The organism is Rhodoferax sp. GW821-FHT09E07, from assembly GCF_059416145.1.
This window is the reverse complement of record NZ_JBWKOP010000009.1, coordinates 40,566-61,325: the sequence shown is the minus strand read 5'-3', so window position 1 is coordinate 61,325 and position 20,760 is coordinate 40,566. Positions and strand designations below refer to the sequence as shown.

The 20,760-nt window shown below is 63.5% G+C and carries 17 protein-coding genes; 10 read left to right on the top strand and 7 right to left on the bottom strand.

Annotated elements, in window-relative coordinates:
• Positions 1-8: 8 nt before the first annotated feature.
• Entirely contained in the window at positions 9-2,207 is a 2,199-nt protein-coding gene (locus AC07OE_RS18080; RefSeq protein WP_495071967.1) for a putative bifunctional diguanylate cyclase/phosphodiesterase, read from the top strand.
• A 12-nt stretch (positions 2,208-2,219) separates the two neighbouring features.
• On the opposite strand, the gene AC07OE_RS18075 is transcribed toward AC07OE_RS18080, so the two are convergent.
• Positions 2,220-5,246: an L-glutamate gamma-semialdehyde dehydrogenase gene (locus AC07OE_RS18075; RefSeq protein WP_495071966.1), complete on the bottom strand. Its 3,027-nt coding sequence runs from the start codon at positions 5,244-5,246 to the stop codon at positions 2,220-2,222.
• A 198-nt stretch (positions 5,247-5,444) separates the two neighbouring features.
• On the opposite strand from AC07OE_RS18075, the gene AC07OE_RS18070 reads away from it, so the two are divergent.
• The 4 genes from AC07OE_RS18070 (at position 5,445) to AC07OE_RS18055 (ending at position 11,820) form a co-directional block, all read left to right on the top strand.
• Positions 5,445-8,006 (top strand): EAL domain-containing protein, encoded by a 2,562-nt coding sequence (locus AC07OE_RS18070; protein WP_495071965.1) that lies wholly within the window; start codon positions 5,445-5,447, stop codon positions 8,004-8,006.
• Between the two features lie 165 nt (positions 8,007-8,171).
• Positions 8,172-10,136: a methyl-accepting chemotaxis protein gene (locus AC07OE_RS18065; RefSeq protein WP_495071964.1), complete on the top strand. Its 1,965-nt coding sequence runs from the start codon at positions 8,172-8,174 to the stop codon at positions 10,134-10,136.
• A gap of 12 nt (positions 10,137-10,148) precedes the next feature.
• Positions 10,149-10,625: an Lrp/AsnC ligand binding domain-containing protein gene (locus AC07OE_RS18060; RefSeq protein WP_495071963.1), complete on the top strand. Its 477-nt coding sequence runs from the start codon at positions 10,149-10,151 to the stop codon at positions 10,623-10,625.
• A 67-nt stretch (positions 10,626-10,692) separates the two neighbouring features.
• On the top strand, positions 10,693-11,820 hold the full coding sequence (locus AC07OE_RS18055) for an ABC transporter substrate-binding protein (protein ID WP_495071962.1): 1,128 nt from the start codon (positions 10,693-10,695) through the stop codon (positions 11,818-11,820).
• On the opposite strand, the gene AC07OE_RS18050 is transcribed toward AC07OE_RS18055, so the two are convergent.
• Positions 11,817-12,512 (bottom strand): YggS family pyridoxal phosphate-dependent enzyme, encoded by a 696-nt coding sequence (locus AC07OE_RS18050; protein WP_495071961.1) that lies wholly within the window; start codon positions 12,510-12,512, stop codon positions 11,817-11,819. The two genes, AC07OE_RS18055 and AC07OE_RS18050, sit on opposite strands and share 4 nt — an antisense overlap.
• 44 nt (positions 12,513-12,556) lie before the next feature.
• Between AC07OE_RS18050 and AC07OE_RS18045 the strand changes: the two genes are divergently transcribed.
• Genes AC07OE_RS18045 through AC07OE_RS18035 form a run of 3 tightly spaced genes read left to right on the top strand, consistent with a single transcriptional unit; the run spans position 12,557 to position 15,689 of the window.
• The gene (locus AC07OE_RS18045; protein ID WP_495071960.1) at positions 12,557-13,600 is read left to right on the top strand and encodes a type IV pilus twitching motility protein PilT; all 1,044 of its coding nucleotides are present in this window, start codon (positions 12,557-12,559) and stop codon (positions 13,598-13,600) included.
• Positions 13,601-13,620: 20 nt separating this feature from the next.
• Entirely contained in the window at positions 13,621-14,757 is a 1,137-nt protein-coding gene (locus AC07OE_RS18040; RefSeq protein ID WP_495071959.1) for a PilT/PilU family type 4a pilus ATPase, read from the top strand.
• 5 nt (positions 14,758-14,762) lie between these two features.
• Positions 14,763-15,689 (top strand): NAD(P)-dependent oxidoreductase, encoded by a 927-nt coding sequence (locus tag AC07OE_RS18035; RefSeq protein WP_495071958.1) that lies wholly within the window; start codon positions 14,763-14,765, stop codon positions 15,687-15,689.
• 45 nt (positions 15,690-15,734) lie between these two features.
• Here AC07OE_RS18035 and AC07OE_RS18030 read toward each other — a convergent pair whose 3' ends face one another.
• The 3 genes from AC07OE_RS18030 to AC07OE_RS18020 are packed head-to-tail and all read right to left on the bottom strand — an operon-like array spanning position 15,735 to position 17,420.
• A complete protein-coding gene (locus AC07OE_RS18030) occupies positions 15,735-16,376 on the bottom strand; it encodes a BON domain-containing protein (RefSeq protein ID WP_495071957.1) in 642 nt (213 codons plus the stop codon).
• Positions 16,373-16,972, bottom strand: coding sequence for a phosphoheptose isomerase (locus AC07OE_RS18025; RefSeq protein ID WP_495071956.1), 600 nt, complete (start codon positions 16,970-16,972; stop codon positions 16,373-16,375). Before AC07OE_RS18025 ends, AC07OE_RS18030 begins: the two co-directional genes overlap by 4 nt.
• 58 nt (positions 16,973-17,030) lie before the next feature.
• Positions 17,031-17,420 (bottom strand): YraN family protein, encoded by a 390-nt coding sequence (locus tag AC07OE_RS18020; RefSeq protein ID WP_495071955.1) that lies wholly within the window; start codon positions 17,418-17,420, stop codon positions 17,031-17,033.
• On the opposite strand from AC07OE_RS18020, the gene rsmI reads away from it, so the two are divergent.
• Positions 17,421-18,332 (top strand): 16S rRNA (cytidine(1402)-2'-O)-methyltransferase, encoded by a 912-nt coding sequence (rsmI, locus tag AC07OE_RS18015; protein WP_495071954.1) that lies wholly within the window; start codon positions 17,421-17,423, stop codon positions 18,330-18,332.
• A 4-nt stretch (positions 18,333-18,336) separates the two neighbouring features.
• Here rsmI and AC07OE_RS18010 read toward each other — a convergent pair whose 3' ends face one another.
• Together AC07OE_RS18010 and AC07OE_RS18005 are read right to left on the bottom strand one after the other, a co-directional pair.
• Positions 18,337-18,969 (bottom strand): 2-dehydro-3-deoxy-6-phosphogalactonate aldolase, encoded by a 633-nt coding sequence (locus AC07OE_RS18010; protein ID WP_495071953.1) that lies wholly within the window; start codon positions 18,967-18,969, stop codon positions 18,337-18,339.
• A complete protein-coding gene (locus tag AC07OE_RS18005) occupies positions 18,966-19,907 on the bottom strand; it encodes a 2-dehydro-3-deoxygalactonokinase (RefSeq protein WP_495071952.1) in 942 nt (313 codons plus the stop codon). Before AC07OE_RS18005 ends, AC07OE_RS18010 begins: the two co-directional genes overlap by 4 nt.
• Before the next feature lie 74 nt (positions 19,908-19,981).
• On the opposite strand from AC07OE_RS18005, the gene AC07OE_RS18000 reads away from it, so the two are divergent.
• Positions 19,982-20,716, top strand: coding sequence for a FadR/GntR family transcriptional regulator (locus AC07OE_RS18000; RefSeq protein ID WP_495071951.1), 735 nt, complete (start codon positions 19,982-19,984; stop codon positions 20,714-20,716).
• Positions 20,717-20,760: the final 44 nt, after the last annotated feature.

Sequence of the window (20,760 nt, the reverse complement as noted above, 5' to 3'; positions counted from 1 at the left end):
CGCCCCTGGTGTCGCCACCCTTTATCCGTGCCAGCCAGACTGTGACCGACGACCTGCCCCGCCCCCATGCCCTCGGGCCTGAGACCCCGCAGCCCCTGCCTGTGCGGGCCTGGAGCGGCGCCCTGTTTGAAGAGGATGCCGACAGCCTCTGGAAACTGGCCCTGGAGGGCTCGGGCGCCGGCGCCTGGGACTGGAACCTGGTCACCGGCGAGCAGATTCACTCGCGGCGCTGGCAGGAAATGCTAGGGCATGAAGTCGGCGAAATTCCCCACACCAACCAGGCGTTTGTGAGCCGCCTGCATCCGGATGACCTGGCCCGGGTCACACAGGCGTTCAGCGCCTACCTGGCCGGCCAGGCCGAGCACTACACCGCCGACCTGCGCCTGCGCTGCAAGGACGGTAGCTGGATCTGGGTGCACACGCGCGGCATGGTCGTCAACTACGCCGAAGACGGCAAGCCCCTGCGCATGATCGGCACCCACGTGGACATCACCGACCAGAAACTGGCAGAGGCCACGCTGCGCCAGAGTGAGGAGCGCTGGAAGCTGGCGCTGGAGAGTGCGGGTGACGGCGTGTGGGACTGGCACATCCAGGAAGGCAAGGAATTCCTGTCCAAACGCCTGATCGAGATGTACGGCTTTACCGAAGAAGAGCTGCGCCACCACCCCGATGAGCTGGACCAACGCACCCACCCCGACGACCTGGACCAGTTGACGCGCGACCGCCAAGCCCACTTTGACGGGCTGACGCCCACCTACACCAACGAACACCGCGTGCAGTGCAAGGATGGCAGCTGGAAATGGGTGCTCACCCGCGGCATGGTGATCAACCGCGACGCTGCGGGTCACCCGCTGCGCATGATTGGTACGCACACCGACATCACTGCGCGCAAAAGCGCCGAAGAGCTGGTGCGCCAGCACGCCTACTTTGACGCGCTCACCGGCCTGCCCAACCGGCGCATGCTGCGCGACCGGCTGGAACAGGAAATCAAGCGCAGCCGGCGTGACAACCTGCAGCTGGCCATCCTGTTCATTGACCTGGACCACTTCAAGGCCGTCAACGACACGCTAGGCCATGACAACGGCGACCTGCTGTTGGTGGAAGCTGCGCGGCGCCTGCGCCAGTGCGTGCGTGAGAGCGACACCGTGGCCCGCATGGGCGGCGACGAGTTCACCATCCTGATCACCGAATTGACCGACACCAGCGGTCTGGAGTCCCTGCTGGACAAGCTGTTGCAGAGCATGGCCCAGGTGTTCCAGCTGGGGGCGGAGCAGATGTTTGTGTCCGCCAGCATCGGCATCACCCTGTACCCCATGGACGGTACCGAGGTGGAGGCCCTGTACAAAAATGCGGACCAGGCCCTGTATGTGGCCAAAGGCGCGGGGCGCAACCGCTTCAGCTTTTTCACCCCGGCACTGCAAGAGGCTGCGCTGACCCGGGCCCGTCTTGCCACCGACCTGCGTTTTGCGCTGGGTGCGCAGCAGTTCCACCTGCTGTACCAGCCCATCGTGGCCCTGGCCACGGGTGCGGTCTACAAGGCCGAGGCGCTCATTCGCTGGCAGCACCCCGAGCGCGGCGTGGTGAGCCCTGCCGCCTTCATCCCGATTGCCGAGGCCAGCGGCCTGATTGTGGAGATTGGCGACTGGGTGTTTGACCAGGCCACGGCCCAGGTACAGCAGTGGCGCCAGCGCCTGCACCCGCAGTTCCAGATCAGCATCAACAGCTCTCCCGTGCAGTTCCAGCATGCGCGCACGCAGAACGAAACCTGGGTGCAGCGCCTGCAGGCCCAGGGCCTGCCCGGCGACTGCCTGGCGGTGGAGATCACCGAAGGCGTGCTGCTGGACAGCAATGCCGGGGTCACCGCCAAGCTGCTGGAGTGGCGCGACGCGGGCATCCAGGTGGCGCTGGACGACTTCGGCACGGGCTACTCTTCGCTGTCGTATCTGCAAAAGTTCGACATCGACTTCATCAAGATCGACCAGTCCTTTGTGCGTGACCTGCAGCCAGCGTCCACCAACTTCACCCTGTGCAAAGCCATGGTGGCCATGGCCCATGCGCTGGGCCTGCAGGTGGTGGCCGAGGGCGTGGAGACCGCCGAGCAGCACGACCTGCTGCTGCAGGCCGGCTGCGACTATGCGCAGGGCTACTGGTTTGCGCGGCCCATGCCGGCCGAGGCGCTGGCCGCCTGGGTGGCCGCGCGGGCCTGAGCCCGCCGCCCCTTAGTGCATGCTGGCCAGCAGCGCCGCATTGCCGCCCGCAGCGGTGGTGTTCACGGTCACGGTCTGCTCCGCGCAGAAGCGGTACAGGTAGTGCGGGCCACCGGCCTTGGGGCCGGTGCCGGAGAGGCCTTCTCCACCAAAGGGCTGCACGCCCACCACGGCGCCAATCATGTTGCGGTTGATATAGATGTTGCCCACATGGGCGGCCGCCGCCAGCGCCTGGGCGCGGCTGTCGATGCGGGTCTGGATACCCAGCGTGAGGCCATAGCCCAGCGCGTTGATCTGGGCGATCACGTCCTCAGGATTGCCGTCCCAGCGAACCACCTGCAGCACGGGGCCGAAGATTTCCGCCTTCACATCGGCGATCTGGTCCACTTCGAACGCGTGCGGGGCAATCAGGTTTGCTATTGTTTCCGTAGCTGCTTGTGCAGATTCTGCGGGGGCTAGCAACACTTTTGACTCGAACTTCAGGCGTGCAATGTGGCGCTGGATGTTGTCAAACGCCTCGCGGTCAATCACTGGTCCCAGGTCGGTGGCCAGGTCGGCCGGGTTGCCGGCCTGCAGCTCCTGCGCCGCGCCCTGCAGCATTTCGATCACGCCGTCGGCAATGGCGCTGTGCACCACCAGCAGGCGCAGCGCAGAGCAGCGCTGGCCGGCCGAGCGGAAGGCGCTTTGCACCACGGCGTCCACCACCTGCTCGGGCAGCGCGCTGCTGTCCACCAGCATGGCGTTGATGCCGCCGGTCTCGGCAATCAACGGGACGATGGGGCCGTCCTTGGCCGCCAACGCGCGCTGGATGATCTTGGCCACCTGGGTGGAGCCGGTGAACACCACGCCGGCCACGCCGGGCTGTGCCACCAGGGCCGCCCCCACGGTCTCGCCCGCGCCGTGCAGCAGTTGCAGTGCGTCCGCCGGCACGCCGGCTGCCACCATCAGGTCCACTGCGGCCCTGGCCACGCCCGGGGTTTGCTCCGCAGGCTTGGCCAGCACGGTGTTGCCCGTGGCCAGTGCCGCAGCCACCTGGCCCATGAAGATGGCCAGCGGGAAATTCCAGGGGCTGATGCAGACCCAGACCCCGCGCGCGGTGAGGCGCAGGGTGTTGGTCTCGCCAGTCACGCCGTACTGGTAGCCGGCTTGCGCATGGGCGACAACGGGGCAGCTGATGGGCTGCATGATGCGCTGCGCCTCGTCGGCGTAGTAGCGAAGAAAGTCCACCGCCTCGCGCACCTCACTCACGGCGTCACCCCAGGTCTTGAAGGCTTCCTTCACCAGCAGTGCGCAGAACTGCGGCATGGCGGCCTGCAGCGCATCGGCCGCGCGGCGCAGCACCACGGCGCGTTCTTCCACCGGAACCTTGCTCCATTGTTGATAGCCGCTAGCGCAGGCTGCATAGGCGCTGGGGATGGTTTTCACATCGGCCTCGGGCACCACCGGAACGGGGGTGGTGGCCAGCGCGGCCAGCAGTGGGTCGCGGTGGGCAGGCACGGTCAGGTCCAGCCCCGTGCTGTTGGCACGCGCACCGGCGTGGCTGCCAAACAGGTCGGCCGGCAGCGGCAGGCTGGGCTGGGGTTCCAGGCGCAGCGGCGAGATCAGCAGCTCCTGCATGCCGACGGACTCGTCCGCCAACTGGTGCACAAAGCTGGAGTTGGCGCCGTTCTCCAGCAGGCGGCGCACCAGGTAGGCCAGCAGGTCGCGGTGCGCGCCCACGGGCGCGTAGATGCGGCAGCTGATCAGCGGGTTCTTCAGCACCTCGCGGTACACGCCCTCGCCCATGCCGTGCAGGCGCTGCAACTCAAAGGCCGCGCCGCTCTTGGCACCCATTTGCAGGATGGCGGCGATGGTGGCCGCGTTGTGCGTGGCGAACTGCGGGAAGATGGCGTCGGGCACGGCCAAGAGCGCCCGCGCGCAGGCCAGGTAGGACACATCGGTGTGGTGCTTGTGGGTGAACACCGGGTAGTGCGGCAGGCCCAGCTCCTGCGCGCGCTTGATTTCGGCGTCCCAATACGCGCCCTTGACCAGGCGGCACATGAGCTTGACCTGGTGCTTGCGCGCCAGCGCGGTGACGTGCTCAATGAGTTCCAGCGCACGTGTCTGGTAGGCCTGCATGGCCAGCCCCAGGCCGGTCCATGCCGGGCAGTGGGCGGCCACACGCACCAGCAGCGCTTCCAGTACCTCCAGCGACAGTTCCAGGCGGTCCACCTCTTCCGCGTCGATGGTGAGGTTGATGTTGGCCGTGGCCGCGGCCATGCACAGCGTCCACACGCGCGGCACCAGATTGAGTAGCACCTGCTCGCGGTGCGCGTCTTCGTAGCGCGGGAACAGGGCGCTCAGCTTGATGGATATGCCGTCATTCTTGGCCAAAGCCCCCGTCTTGTTTGCGCGAGCAGCTATGAATTCAATAGCATCTGCATAGCTTTGCAGGTAACGCAGCGCGTCCTTGTCCGTGCGTGCACCCTCGCCCAGCATGTCGTAGCTGAAGCAGACATTGGACTTTTTGCGCGCTGCGTCCGCCTCCTTCATCGCCTCCGGCATGGTCTGGCCCAGTACAAACTGGCGACCCAGCAGCTGCACGGCGCGCAGCGTAGCGGCCACCACGGTGCGCGCACCCAGCTTGGCCATGATGCCGGGCGCGTGCTCGGCGTCGGGTAGAAAGTGCTTGGACAGCGCAATGGCGGTGCTGGACAGACGCGACAGCACCTTGTCGCCGCTGGCCTCGAAGTCAGCGCGGCCCAGCTGGTCGGTGGTGAGCGCGATGGCGGTCTCGGCGTCGGGCACGCGCAACAGCGCCTCGGCCAGGCGCATCAGGGCCAGTCCCTCGGCGCTGGAGATGGGGTATTCCTTCAGCAGGCTTTCCATCGCCCAGAAGGGTGGCGGGTTGTCACGCACGGCCTGCACCCAGGGCGCGGCCACGCGGGCCGCATCGGCCCAGTCCAGCGCCGATTCCAGCGACTGCAGGCGCTGGGACACCGTGGCGCCCTCGGGGCGATAGGGGTTGGGCAGGCGGGAAAGGGCGGCGATGGGGGACATGGAGACTCCGGCGATGGATGAGATTTCTGCGTATTTTTAAGCCATATTCAACGAATATTTATCCATATTTAATGCATTCGATAGTTAAATATTCTTCTCTTTGGCCGACCGAAGAAAATTCAGCGTCCGCAACCATGGTCACGATGCCGCGGTAAATGGAGCGCAAAATAGCAGCCGAACTGCTGAGGAGTCGTGTTGATGCCCTGGTCCCGCCTGCTATCCCCGCCCTGGCATCGTTGGGCCATTCTGGTGGCGTTGTTCGCGACGGCAGCGGCCATCACTGCGCGGGCCGATGCGCCCCGCATCGTGCGCATGGGGGTCTACCAGAACGAACCCAAAATCTTTCTGGATGCACAGCAGCGGGCCTCGGGCATCTTTGGTGATCTGGCGGCCGAGGTTGCGAATTCCGAAAACTGGACCTTGGTGGCGGTGCCCTGCGAATGGACGGCCTGCCTGCAAGCGCTGCAGCGTGGAGAACTGGACCTGATGCCCGACGTGGCCTACAGCGCAGAACGGGCCACCCTGTTCGACTTCCCCGCGACCCCGAGTTTGCTGAGCTGGTCCCAAGTCTATGCCCGCTCAGGCGTGACCATCCGGTCGGCCCTGGACCTGCAAGGCAAGCGCATTGCCGTGCTGGAGGGCTCGGTGCAGCAGGACTACCTGCGCAATTTGCTTGCCGGGTTTGGCATGCAGGCAGAGCTGGTGCCTGTGCAAAGTCTGCAGGACGCCTTTGCCATGGCGGGCGAGGGCAAGGTGCATGCGGCGGTAGCCAACCGCTTTTATGGCGACCTGCAGGCCACGCGTTTCAAGCTGGAGTCCACGCCCATGCTGTTCCAGCCCGCACAGCTGTTCTTTGCCACCGGCAAGGGGCGCAACGCGGACGTGATGGCCGCCATGGACGCAGCCATGCGCCAGTGGCAGGGGCGGCAGGATTCGCAGTACTACAAAGTCCTGAATCGCTGGATGGCGGCGCCCCCGAAGGTGGCTATCCCGGAGAGCGTTTGGTGGTTGCTGGGTGGCCTCGTGGCACTTCTGGCCCTGGCCGTGGGCTCTTGGGGTTTGATGCGCCGCGAGGTGGCCGAGAAGACCCGCAGTTTGCGCGCCAGCGAAGAGCGGCTGAACACGATTCTGGACAGTGTGGATGCCTACATCTACATCAAGGACACGGAGCTGCGTTACCAGTATGTCAACCGCAAGGTGGCCGATCTGTTTGGGACGACACAGGACAAAGTGGTGGGCCGTACCGATGCCGATTTCTTTGACCCACCCACCGTTACCCGGTTGCGCACCCATGACCTGCGCGTGGTGGAGCATGGCGAACGGGTGGAGGAAGAGGAAGTCAACCACGCGGCAGAGGGCGATGCCGAGTACACCTACCTGTCGGTCAAATTGCCGCTGCGCCGGCCCGACGGCACGGTCTACGCCCTCTGCGGTATTTCCACCGACATCACGCGCCAAAAACTGAGTGAACGGGCCATCCACCAGTTGGCGTTTTACGATGTGCTCACGCAACTCCCCAACCGCCGCCTGCTCATGGAGCGGCTCCAGCAAGCCCTGAGCGCGCAAAAACGCAGCGCCGAATGTGGCGCCTTGTTGTTTGTGGATGTGGACAATTTCAAGGACCTCAACGACACCCTGGGCCATTCCACCGGCGACCTGCTGCTGACCCAGATCGCGCAGCGCCTGGCGCACTGTGTGCGCGCCCAGGACACGCTGGCCCGCCAGGGCGGCGACGAGTTTGTGGTGATGCTCGAAGGCCTGAAACCCGAAGCCGACGAGGCCGCACTCCACGCACAGCACGTGGCGCAAAAAATTCTGCAGCACCTGTCTGAACCGTATGTGCTGGGCGGCCACCATTTCAAAACCACGGTCAGCATCGGCGTTGCCATGTTCCGCGGCGCGCCCAACGGACAGGATGAGCTGCTGCGCCAGGCAGACCTGGCCATGTACCAGGCCAAGGCCGACGGGCGCAACACGGTGCGCTTCTTCAACCCACAAATGCAGGCGCAGGTGAACGCACGCACCGCCCTGGAGGCCGATCTGGACCAGGCGTTGGAAGCCGGGCAGTTTGTGCTGTATGGACAGCCCCAGGTGGACGAGCACCAACTGCCCGTGGGCGTTGAGGCCCTGGTGCGCTGGCAACACCCCACACGCGGCTTGGTGTCCCCGGCCGAATTCATCCCTGTGGCCGAGTCTTCGGGGTTGATCTTGCCGCTGGGCCGCTGGATCCTGGAAGCGGCCTGCAAACAACTGGTGGTCTGGGCCGCCCATGCAGACACACAGTCCTTGTCGATCGCGGTGAACATCAGCGCCCGCCAGTTCCGGCAACACAATTTTGTGGACGAGGTTCAGGGCATTCTGCAAGCCACCGGTGCCAACCCTTGCCGGCTGGAGCTGGAGCTGACCGAAAGCCAGCTGATCGACGACCTTGCCGGTGTCATCCAGAAGATGGATGCCCTCAAGGCGCTGGGCGTGCAGTTTGCGCTGGACGACTTTGGCACGGGCTACTCCTCACTGAACGTGCTCAAGCGCCTGCCGCTGGACCAGCTCAAGATCGACCAATCCTTCGTCCACGACCTGCTGCTGGACCAGTCCAGCGCCAGCATCGTGCGTGCCATCGTCACGCTGGGCGACAGCCTGCAGCTGCAAGTGATTGCGGAAGGTGTGGAGACCGCTGAACAGCGCGATGCCCTGGTGGCGCTGGGCTGCACCCATTTCCAAGGCTACCTCTTTGGTCGCCCCGCTCCCCTCGCCGCTTGAGCACCGATGTCAGCGGCGTGTAGGCCCGACCCTCTACAAACGGCCCGCGCCAAAACTAAAGCGTATGTATTTATTTATCCACACAAAGGATAAAAATGATAAATAAAACACAAAAATTGAAAACAGCACTACAATACTCGCATATTTACTGATTTTGACCATCCTATGACAACCTCCAGCTTGGCCGGTGATGCCGGATTCGGTTCCTTTTTCCGCTACCACGGCTGGCTGTCGCCCGGCGTGCGTCTGTTTCGCCGCTTGGCCTTTCCGGCCAAGTCCAGCTGGATTGCGGTGATGTTTCTCATCCCCATCGTGCTGTTGCTGGCTGACATTTGGACCAACACCGCCAATCAGGTGGCGACTACCCGGCATGAGCTGCAAGGCATTGCTTACGTCAAGCCACTGCAAGAGTTGATCCAGCAGGCCCAACTGCGCCGGCAGTTAGTCGCCATCAAATCCCCGGACCTGAACGCCAGCCAAAGCAAGGTGACGGATGCGTTCACCAAACTGCAGGCCGCCGAGAAAGAACTTGGACAAAATCTGGGGACAACCCAAGCTTTCGGCAAACTGGAAACGGCCCACCGGGCTCTGCTTGCCAACCCGCAGGGCAAAGACGCACAAGAATCCTTCGACATCCACAACGCGTTCATTGATGCCTCGCTGGACTTGGTGAAGCTGGTGGCGGACACGTCCGAATTGGCACTCGACCCCGACCTGGACACGTTCCATCTGATGAACTACTCCATCCTCTACGGCCCGCAGCAGATGGAAAACGTGTCGGAACTGTCGGTGCTGGGTTGGTCCGCACTGAAAAGCGGCGACAAAACTGGCTTTCTGAACGAACGCATTCAGGCCGACACGGGCATCCTGCGGTTCATCGACGGCATCGTGGAAAAAGACTACATCAGTGCCACGGGCGGCACACCAGAGGCAGACGCCAAATACGGCATGAAAGCCAACGACGAAGCCTATGACGCATTTCAAGCCGCCAGCAAAGCGCAGCTGATGGGTGAAAAGGTGGAAGGCGATGCAGACGCCTATTTGAAACTCGGCGCGGCATCCTTGGGAGCCGAGCGCGCCTTGAATGACAAACTCCTGCAGCAACTGGAACTGCGCCTGAACGAGCGCATCGCTGGCGTCCAGTCTGACTTCTGGAAGCGCCTGGCTCTGGCCGCGTTCTTTGTGGCCCTGGCTTTCTACATGTTGCTGGCTTTCTACAAAGTGATGATGGGCGGCCTGCGCGAAGTAACCGGACACCTCGAACAAATCACCATGGGCAACCTGATCACAGCCCCCACCCCCTGGGGCAAGGACGAAGCCGCCCACCTGATGATCACGCTGCGCGACATGGAGGCCAGCCTGCGCGTGATCGTGCGCAACACGCTGGATGGCGCGGGCAACGTGAACACGGCCAGCGAGGAAATCGCCTCGGCATCGCAGGACCTGTCGCGCCGCACCGAAGCCAGTGCCGCGGCGCTGGAGCAAACCGCTGCCACCATGACCCAGATTTCAGAGACCGTGCAGCGCACCTCGGACACGGTGGCGGGGGCGGCCGACATCGTGCGCGCCAATGCGGCGGCCGCTGAACGCGGCGGTAAGGTGATTGGCCAGGTGGTGGACACCATGCATGGCATCAATACGTCGTCGGCCAAGATTGCCGACATCATCAGCGTGATTGACGGCATCGCCTTCCAGACCAACATCCTGGCGCTGAACGCCGCCGTGGAAGCGGCCCGCGCCGGTGAACAGGGCCGCGGCTTTGCTGTGGTGGCCACCGAGGTGCGCAGCCTGGCCGGCCGCAGTGCCGAAGCTGCCAAAGAGATCAAGCAGCTCATCAACGCCAGCATGGAGCAGGTGGAAAAAGGCACGCAGGTGGTAGGCGAAGCCGGCGCCACCATCCAGGAAATTGTGAGCAACGCCGGGCGCATCGACACGTTGATGGCCGAAATTGCCAATGCCACGCGGGAGCAGTCTCTGGGTGTAGCCCAGGTGGGCAGCGCGGTGCATGACCTGGACCAGAACACCCAGCAAAACGCAGCGCTGGTAGAAGAGACCGCGGCCGCAGCGACCTCGCTGTCAGACCAGGCCGAGCGATTGATGCAAGATGTGAGCTTTTTCAAGCTCCATTGAGCCGCCCCGCCCGTGAGTGACGCTCCTGAACTCGACCGCATCGACCTGCGCATTCTGGCCTGCCTGCAAGCGGATGGCCGCCTGTCCAACCTCAAGCTGGCCGAGACGGTGGGCCTGTCGCCCACCGCGGTGCTGGCCCGTGTACAACGCCTGACCAAGGAGAACTACATCCTGGGCTATGAGGCTCGGTTGAACCCGCTGAAGCTGGGCGCCGGGATGATGGTCTTTGTCGAGGTGCTGCTGGACAAGACCACGCCCAATGTGTTTGACGCCTTCAAGGCCGCGGTGCAGGTGCGCGCCGAGATCATGGAGTGCCACATGGTGGCCGGTGGCTTTGACTATTTGCTCAAGACCCGCATGGCCGACATGGCGGCCTACCGCCAGTTTGCCGGCACCGTGCTGTGGCAGTTGCCCGGCGTGCGAGAGACCCGTACCTATGCGGTGATGGAAGAAGTCAAGAACTCCACCCACTTGGCGTTGGGCCATTAGAGTGCACAACCCATCTCCAATCGTAACAAATACTAGGGTTTACCCTAATCCACAGGAAAATAGCGCGATGATTAATCGTCGCCAATTTTCTTTCGCCGCCGGCGTCGCGGGTCTAGCCGGGTTTCCGGCCGTACGCGCACAGTCCGACAAAATCATCCTTGGCCAATCGGCCGCCTTTACGGGTCCAGCGGCCCAGCTCGGCATTCAGTTCCATGCGGGCGCCAAGCTCTACTTCGACCAGCTCAATGCGCAAGGCGGCGTGGGCGGGCGCAGCGTAGAAATCCGCAAGCTTGACGACGGGTACGAGCCTGAACGTTGCGCGGACAACACCAAGAAGCTGCTCGAGGACGACGTCTTTGCCCTCTTTGGCTATATCGGCACCCCCACCAGCCTGGCCGCCCTGCCACTGGCCACCAAAGCAAAAGTTCCTTTCGTAGCGCCGTTCACCGGCGCCATGGGCTTGCGTACCCCCATGAACCGCTATGCCTTCCATGTCCGCGCGTCGTACAACGATGAGACGGCACTGATCGTCAAACAGTTGCACCATGTGGGCCTCACCAAGGTCGCGGTTTTTTACCAGAACGATGCCTACGGCAAGGCCGGCCTGGACGGCGTCACGCAAGCGTTGGCGGCCCTGAACCTCAAGCCCGTGGCCGCGGCCACGGTGGAGCGAAATTCAGTAGATGTAGCCAAGGCCGTGGAGACCATCAACGCCGCTGCGCCCGAAGCGGTGGTGCAAATCAGCGCCTACCAGGCTAGCGCAGCCTACATCCGTGCGGCGCGCAAGGCTGGCTATGGTGGCGGGCTTTACAACGTGTCGTTCGTGGGCACCCAGGCTTTGGCTGACGAACTGGGCAAAGACGGCGCAGGCATCGTGGTCTCGCAGGTCGTTCCATCACCCTATACGGGTAGCAAACCGATCTCGCGTGAATTTGCCGATGCGGTGCGCAAGGCCAACGGATCCGTCCAGGCCAATTTTTCCAGCATGGAGGGTTATATCGCTGCCCGCGTGTTGGCCGAAGGCATGCGCCGCTCCGGGGCCAAAGGGGGCGCAGACGGCCTGATAGCCGCCCTGGAAAGCATCAACGGCCAGCCCTTTGGTGGTTTCAACGTGAACTTCTCGCGCAACGAGCATGTGGCCTCCAACTTTGTCGAGCTGTCCATGCTCACCGGCGACGGACGCGTGCGCACCTAAGTAGCGGGGTAGCTGCGGGTACCAAAGATCGCACTACCCACGCGCACCAGGGTGCTGCCCGACGCCACTGCGGCGTCGAGGTCTGCACTCATGCCCATGGAGAGAGTATCCAGCGCCAACCCGGCGGCATTCAAGGCATCAAACAAGCCTTTAGCCCTCGCAAACACTGTGCTTGCAGCTACAAAATCAGGAGCAGGCTCAGGAATGCACATGATGCCGCGCAAGCGCAGCCGGGGCAGCGCGGCCACGGCGCGCGCCAAGGCCAACGCCTCGTCCGGCACCACGCCCGACTTGGTAGGGCCACCATCCACATTCACCTGCACACACACCTGCAGCGGCGGCAAATGGGCCGGGCGCTGCTCGCTCAGGCGCTGGGCGATCTTCAGGCGGTCCACCGTATGCACCCACTGGAAGTGCTCAGCCACCAGGCGCGTCTTGTTGCTCTGGATGGGGCCAATGCAGTGCCACTCCAACCCCAGGTGCTCCAGCGTGGCGATCTTCTCCACCGCCTCCTGGATGTAGTTCTCGCCAAAGGCACGCTGGCCCGCATCAAAGGCGTCTTGCACCGCCTCGGGGCCGAAGGTCTTGGAGACGGCCAGCAACTGCACCGCGTCCACTGAACGCCCGGCAGCGGTACAGGCGTCGGCCATGCGGCTGCGAACAGCGTGGAGATTGTCGGCAATCATCGTCATAATCTCCCAAGCGTACCAAACCCATCTGCCCCAAAGAGGATCCCGTGGACATTACCCAGCTGCTGGCGTTCAGCGTCAAAAACAAGGCTTCCGACTTGCACCTTTCCGCAGGTCTGCCCCCGATGATCCGTGTGCATGGCGATGTGCGCCGCATCAACGTGGAGCCGCTGGACCACAAGCAGGTGCACGCCATGGTGTACGACATCATGAACGACACCCAGCGCAAGATGTACGAAGAGTTTCTGGAAATCGACTTTTCGTTCGAGATCGACGGCCTGGCACGCTTTCGCGTCAACGCCTTCAACCACAACCGCGGCGCGGGTGCCGTGTTCCGGACGATTCCGAGCAAGATCCTCTCGCTGGAGCAGCTCAATGCACCCAAGATCTTTGCCGACTTGGCCCTCAAGCCCCGCGGCATGGTGCTGGTGACAGGCCCCACGGGTTCGGGCAAGTCCACCACGCTGGCGGCAATGGTCAACTTCCTGAACGAAACCGAGTTCGGCCACATCCTGACCGTGGAAGACCCCATCGAATTCGTGCACGAGTCCAAGAAGTGCCTGGTGAACCAGCGCGAGGTGGGGCCACACACGCTGAGCTTTGCCGCCGCCCTGAAGTCCGCCCTGCGGGAAGATCCGGACGCAATTCTGGTGGGCGAAATGCGTGACCTGGAAACCATCCGCCTGGCCATGACGGCCGCCGAAACCGGGCACTTGGTGTTCGGCACACTGCACACCTCCAGCGCGGCCAAGACCATCGACCGGATCATTGACGTGTTCCCCGCCGAAGAAAAGGAAATGGTGCGCGCCATGCTGTCCGAATCGCTGCAGGCCGTGATCTCGCAGACCTTGTGCAAGACCAAGGACGGCCAGGGCCGTGTGGCGGCGCACGAGATCATGCTGGGCACCAGCGCCATCCGCAACCTGATCCGCGAAGCCAAGGTGGCGCAGATGTACTCGGCCATCCAAACCGGCAACAGCGTGGGCATGCAGACGCTGGACCAGAACCTCACCGACCTGGTCAAGCGCAACGTCATCAGCGCGGCAGAAGCGCGCAGCAAAGCCAAAATCCCCGAGAACTTCCCGGGCTAAACAGACAAGGAGGTGTTCTTATGGAACGCGATCAGGCAACCAAATTTATCAACGACTTGCTCAAGCTGATGGTCAGCCGCAATGGCAGCGACCTGTTCATCACCGGCGACTTCCCCCCCGCCATCAAGGTGGACGGCAAGGTGACCAAGGTGTCCCCGCAGCCGCTGAATGCCGCCCACACGCTGGCGCTGGCCCGTTCCATCATGAACGACAAGCAGGTGGCCGAGTTTGAGCGCACCAAAGAGAGCAACTTTGCGATCTCGCCCGCCAACATTGGCCGCTTCCGCGTGAACGCCTTCATCCAGCAAGGCAAGGTGGGCATGGTGCTGCGGGTGATTCCTCAGGTGCTGCCCACGATCGATGGCCTGGGTGTGCCCCAGGTGCTCAAGGAAGTGGTGATGGCCAAACGGGGCCTGTGCATCATGGTGGGCGCCACCGGCTCCGGTAAATCGACCACCCTGGCCGCCATGGTGGACTGGCGCAACGACAAGTCCTTTGGCCACATCATCACCATCGAAGACCCGGTGGAGTTCGTCCACATGCACAAGAACTGCGTGGTCACGCAGCGCGAAGTGGGCCTGGACACCGACAGCTGGGAAGCAGCCCTCAAGAACACGCTGCGCCAGGCGCCCGATGTGATCCTGATGGGCGAAATCCGTGATCGCGAAACCATGGAGCACGCGGTGGCCTTTGCCGAAACGGGCCACTTGTGCCTGGCCACCTTGCACGCCAACAGCGCCAACCAGGCGCTGGACCGCATCATCAACTTCTTCCCCGAAGAGCGCCGCAGCCAGTTGCTGATGGACCTGTCGCTGAACCTGAAAGCCCTGGTTTCGCAGCGCCTGATCCCCAAGCAGGACGGCAAGGGCCGTGTCGCTGCAGTGGAAATCATGATCAACTCGCCGCTCATTTCCGACCTGATCTTCAAGGGCGAAGTGTCCGAGGTGAAGGAAATCATGAAGAAGAGCCGCCAAGCCGGCATGCAGACCTTTGACCAGGCGCTGTTTGACCTGTACGAAGGCAACGCCATCACCTACGAAGATGCGTTGCGCAACGCCGACTCGTTGAACGACCTGCGCCTGCAGATCAAACTCAACAGCCAGCGTGGCAAGTCCAATGACCTGTCCGCCGGTACCGAAAATTTCGCGATTATGTGATCCAGATGCCCAATATCAACGACAAGACCTACGAACCCTCCCCCGCGTATTCCGTGGCCTTCCTGGGCCTGGGCGTCATGGGCTATCCCATGGCCGGCCACTTGGCACGCGCTGGCCACCAGGTCACCGTGTACAACCGCACTGCTAGCAAATCTGTAGCTTGGTGCGCAGAATTTGCGGGGGCTAACAGCCAATTAGGTGCCCATACCCACGCCGAGACCCCGCGCCAGGCGGCACAAAAGGCCGACATTATCTTTTGCTGCGTGGGCAATGACGACGACCTGCACAGCGTAACGCTGGGGGCCGACGGCGCCTTTGCAGGCATGAAGCCCGGTGCCATCTTTGTGGACCACACCACAGCATCGGCCGACATTGCACGTGAGCTCAGCGCCTCAGCCGCGGCCAAGGGCCTGCAATTCATTGATGCCCCCGTCTCCGGCGGCCAGGCCGGTGCACAAAACGGCCTGCTGACTGTGATGTGCGGCGGCGATGCCGACGCGTTTGAAACCGTGAAGCCTGTGGCCATGGCCTTCTCCCGCGCCTTCACCCTGCTGGGCGAGAGCGGTGCCGGTCAATTGGCCAAGATGGTGAACCAGATCTGCATCGCCGGGCTGGTACAGGGCCTGTCGGAAGCGATTGCCTTTGGCCAGAAAGCCGGGCTGGACATGGGCCAAGTGCTGGACGTGATTGGCAAGGGGGCGGCGCAAAGCTGGCAGATGGACAACCGTGGCAAGACCATGGTGGCCGACAAGTTTGACTTTGGCTTTGCGGTGGATTGGATGCGCAAGGACTTGGGCTTGGTGCTGGACGAGGCCAAACGCAATGGAGCCCGCTTGCCGGTGACCGCACTGGTGGACCAGTTCTATGCCGATGTGCAGCAGATGGGCGGCCAGCGCTGGGACACGAGCAGTCTCATCAAGCGGCTGAAGTAGACCGCTGCGCCCCAAAAAAAAACGGCCCTGAGAGGGCCGTTTTTTTTACTTGGTAGCGTCTGAGGCCGGCTTTTGCGGTAGGGTCCGCGCCAGCTCGTCTTCGGAGATGATTTCCAGAATCCGCACTACGCGCTGCACACCCGAGGTGCTGCTGATCACGGCAGTCGCACGCTTGGCTTCCCGCTCGGTCACGCGGCCCATCACGTAGGTGGTGCCGCGCTCGGTGACCACCTTGAAGGCGTTGGCAAACAGGTCCTTGGCATCTACCAAGGCGGCCTTCACGCGGCCTGTCACCAGAGAGTCGGACGAACGCTGCGTCAGCGTGGAGCTGCCCATCACGGCCAACTCGTTAACGATGTTGCGCACGTTATCCACACGGGACACGATTTGCTCCACCAACTGCTTGTCTTGTGCTGTGGGCACTTCACCCGTCAGCAACACCTGGCGGTTGTAACTGGTCACATTCACGTGGGCACGGTCACCCAGGCTTTCGCGCAGGCGGCTGGCCGCACGCTGCTCAATGCCCTCGTCCTCCAGCACCGAGCCGGAGGTGCGGCGGTCGGTGGCGACCAGAGTGCCGCCCACCATGGCGCCTCCCACGATCAGCGGAAAACAGGCAGACAGGCTGGTCAGGGCGCCGGCCAATGCGGCAGCCAGGGCCAGGCGTTTCAAGAGACGGTTGTTCATGCGTTGGGTTCCTGTTCGCCCAAAAGCTGGGCATCAACCGCATCGCAAATGCAATGCAGTGTCAAAAGGTGGACTTCCTGGATGCGGGCGGTACGTTCATGCGGCACGCAGATGTGGACATCGGTATCGCGCAGCACCTGGGCCATCTTGCCGCCGTTGCGTCCGGTCAGCCCCACCACGACCATTTCGCGGGCATGCGCAGCTTCAATGGCAGCCAGCACGTTGGCCGAGTTGCCGCTGGTGGAGATGGCCAGCAACACGTCACCGGGTGAACCCAGCGCACGCACCTGGCGCGAGAAGATCTCGTCAAAGTCGTAATCGTTGGCAATGGCCGTGATGATGGAGGTGTCGGTGGTCAGCGCAATGGCGCCCAGCTCAGGGCGCTCTCGCTCAAAGCGGCCGACAAATTCGGCAGCAAAGTGCTGCGCGTCAGCAGCCGAGCCGCCATTGCCACACGCCAGGACCTTGCCACCGCTGGTGACGCAGGCCAACATGGCTTGCACAGCTGCAGCAATGGGTTTGCTCAGGGCTTGCGCCGACTGGTATTTCAGGTCGGCACTGTCGATAAAGTGTTGTTGAATTCGTTGTTCCAGCATGGCCCGCATGATACCGCGGCCCCCGAAAGCCCTTTTTGCTGGGACGTCAAGGCCTGTATCAAGATGCGTCAAAGGCCGCTTGCAGCCACTGCACGCCGTCACCGTCGAGCACCACCACATCAAAACGGCATGGCGGCAGCGTGCGCAGACGCAGCAGGTAGTGCTGCGCCGCAAAGATGATGCGCCGCTGCTTGGTGGCACTCACGCTGGCGGCACCGCCGCCGTGCGTGGTGGAGGCGCGTTTGCGCACCTCCACAAACACCAGCGTGCCATCGGACGCGCGCATGATGAGGTCGATTTCTCCGCCACCGCGCCCGGGGGTTCGATAATTGCGCTCAACGAGTTGCAAACCCTGTGCCTGCAAATAGCGCAGCGCCGTCGCTTCTCCCGCGTCCCCCAGTTGTTTGGTGGTGGCGCCCGGCCTTGGTCGTGTTGGAAAGAAACCCATATGAGTGCGTCTTTTATCTCTGCCCTGTCCGCCGCCAAAGAGGCGGCCGGTGCGCAGCATTATCCGCAGGGCGCGCTGTACCTGGTGGCCACCCCGATTGGCAACCTGGCCGACATCAGCCTGCGTGCGCTGCATGTGCTGTCACTGGCCGACACCATTGCCTGCGAAGACACGCGCCACACCCAGCAACTGCTGCGCGCCTATGGCATCGACAAGCCATCGGGCCAGTTGCTGGCTTTGCACCAGCACAACGAGGCCCAGGCGGCCCAGACCGTGGTGGACCGGCTGCGCCAGGACCAGCGCGTGGCCTATGTCAGCGATGCGGGTACGCCGGGCATCAGTGACCCCGGTGCACGACTGGTGGCCCAAGTGCGGGCCGCGGGACTGCGCAGCATCCCCCTGCCCGGGGCCAGCAGCGTGACCACGGCCCTGTGCGCAGCGGGCTTGGCCGAAGGCGCTGACGGCCTTGGCGGATTTGTGTTCCGGGGCTTTTTGTCGTCCAAGGCGACTGAGCGCGCGCACGAGGTGCAGATGCTGTCCGAAGAGCGCCGCGCGGTAGTGCTGCTGGAAGCCCCCCACCGCATTGAAGCGTTGTCATTGGCGCTGGCGCCGCTACAAGCGCGCCTGGTGACCGTGGGGCGCGAGCTGACCAAGCAGTTTGAGGAGATTGCCACGGTGACGGCCAGCGATTTCGCAACCTGGCTGGCGGCGGATGCGAACCGCCTGCGCGGCGAGTTTGCGCTGGTGATTCACCCCGCTCCGGCCAGCGCTACGCAGGCGCCGGACGACCGGGTGCTCAAACTGCTGCTGGAAGAGTTGCCGCTGAAAACCGCGGTCAAACTGGCAGCGGATATCACAGGCGAAGCCCGCAACGCGCTGTACGAGCGCGCCCTGGCCCTGAAACAGGGCTAGCAGGTCAGGCCTGCTGCCAGGCCTGCACGTAAGCGCGACCGCGTGTCAGCACATCGGCAGCCGAGGTGCCTGGCGAGAACAGCTGGCTGCCAATACCGAAACCGGTGGCGCCCGCCTTTTTCCAGGGGCCCATGCTCTCGGGCGTGATGCCACCCACGGGCCAGAGGTCTGTGCCAGCGGGGACGACCGACTTGAGCGCCTTGATTCCGCCATGGCCCACCATTTCGGCAGGGAACAGCTTGAGCGCATGCGCGCCGGCCTGCAAGGCTGCAAAGGCTTCCGTGGGGGTGGCCACACCCGGCGCGCACAGCATGCCCAGCTCGACCGCGCGGCGAATCACCGCCACATCGCAGTTGGGCGAGACCATGAGGCGGCCACCTGCGGCGTGCACGGCCTCCACGTCGGCGACGGTCAGCATGGTGCCGCCGCCCACGATGGCATCGGCAGGCAGGGTGCGCGCCAGCGTGGCAATGCATTCCAACGCCCCGGGGCGGTTCAGTGGCACTTCCAGCGTGCGGAAACCGCTCTCGACCAGGGCCTCGCCCACCGCCTGCGCCTCGGCGGGCAGCAGTCCGCGCAGGATGGCCACCAGTGGCGTTTGGCGCGCGCGCGCCAGCAATTCGGAAGAGTCGCTCATAGGGGTTTCCAGTTCTGTTGAATATGGTGAACGGCCGCCACAAAGGCGGCTTTGGCATCGAGAATGTCAAACGACAGGCCCAGGTGCTGGGCTGCAGTTTGGTAGTGGGCCGCCAATTGCGGTGAGCCCAGCAGCTTGAACGTGCCCTGCGGCCCTGCGCCTGCGCTGCCCAGCAGCACATCCTTGAGCTCGGTGCCGATTAACAGGCCACTCAGGTATGCGATGGTGCTGGAGGCCGGCATGTCTTTGCAGACCACGCGGGCTCGAACGCTGAAGATCTGGTGGCTCAGTGCATGGTGGCCTGCGGCCTTCACGCCTTCTGCAAAAGCAGCCTCGTCCCACACCGGGGCCACACCCCCGGCGGCGGCGGCCACCGTGCCGTGTTTGCTGAGCAAGTCAAACAATTCACCGGTCATGTAGGTGCGCAGTTGCACCACGCGACCTTCGTGCAGCTCCACCCACTTGCTGTGGGTGCCGGGCAACACAAACCAGCCGCTGCGGTGGCCCAGGGCCCAGGCACCCAGCAACTGGGTTTCCTCACCACGCATCACATCGGGCACACCCTGCGCATTGCGCACACGGTAGCCGGGAATGATGATGGCCGACACACCGGACGCCGCATCCGGCACTCGCATGGCATGGGCAGCCAGGTCCTGCACGGGCACGCTGGCGTCCACATAGGGCACCTCGTGCCAACCCAAGGCGCTACCCACCATGCCCGCCAGCACGACACCGGCGCCCTGCACCTCCAACGCTTGCAAAGCTGCGTCGAGTGCTGCGGGAAAACGACCTTTGCAGGCCAGCGCACCATCAGAATCAGAGACTTCGCGCACCAGCACGCCCTCGCTTGCAATGGCATACGCGCGGCGGTGGGTGGTACCCCAGTCCACACCGACAATGGAAACAACAGGGTTGGCGGCCATATTTTTAGAGTTCACAGAGGATGTTCAGGCAAATTTAAACATATGATGATTAAACCCGATTGTGCCGCATTAGCCTATTCCCCTGCCCCATGAAGTCCACCGCAGTCCCTTCCCACGCCACCTACGCCGGGCGCAACTTGCACGGCCAGGTGGTGCACGAGTTGGGGCGCCGGGTGGTGGGCGGCGTCTATGCAGCCGGAGCCTTGCTGCCCAATGAAGACCAGCTTTGCACCGAGCTTGCGGTCAGCCGCACTGCGTTGCGCGAGGCCATCAAGGTGCTGGCGGCCAAGGGCCTGCTGGAGCCTCGACCGCGCATTGGCACCCGGGTACGCACGACCGAGCAATGGAACCTGCTGGATCCCGACATCCTGGCCTGGCGCTGCGCCACGGGTGCGGATGCCGAGTTTCTGCAACACCTGACTGAGCTGCGTGAAATCATCGAGCCCTCTGCCGCAGCCCTGGCCGCCACCAGCCACCGGCCTGAGCAACTGGCAGACATTGCGCGGGCACTCGACGCCATGCAGGACGCGAGCCACATCAGCGAGTGGGTACAGGCCGACCTGGCCTTCCACACCGCCGTACTCAAGGCGACCAACAACCCGCTGCTCATGCCCCTGGCCGCCATCATCGGCAGCGCGCTGGAGTCACTGCTGGCGGTGAGTGCCCGCACGTCCGAGAATTTCAAGCAGGCACTGCCCGACCATCAGAAGGTGTTTGAAGCCATCCAAGCGCGTGACGCGCAAAGTGCGCTGCACCGCATGGCGGGCATGCTGTCTGACACCCGTTCCCTCATGAAACGCGCAGTGATCCCCCCTGCCGCATGACAGACGAGGAATCAATTATTTGTATGATGATTTAAACATTCCCG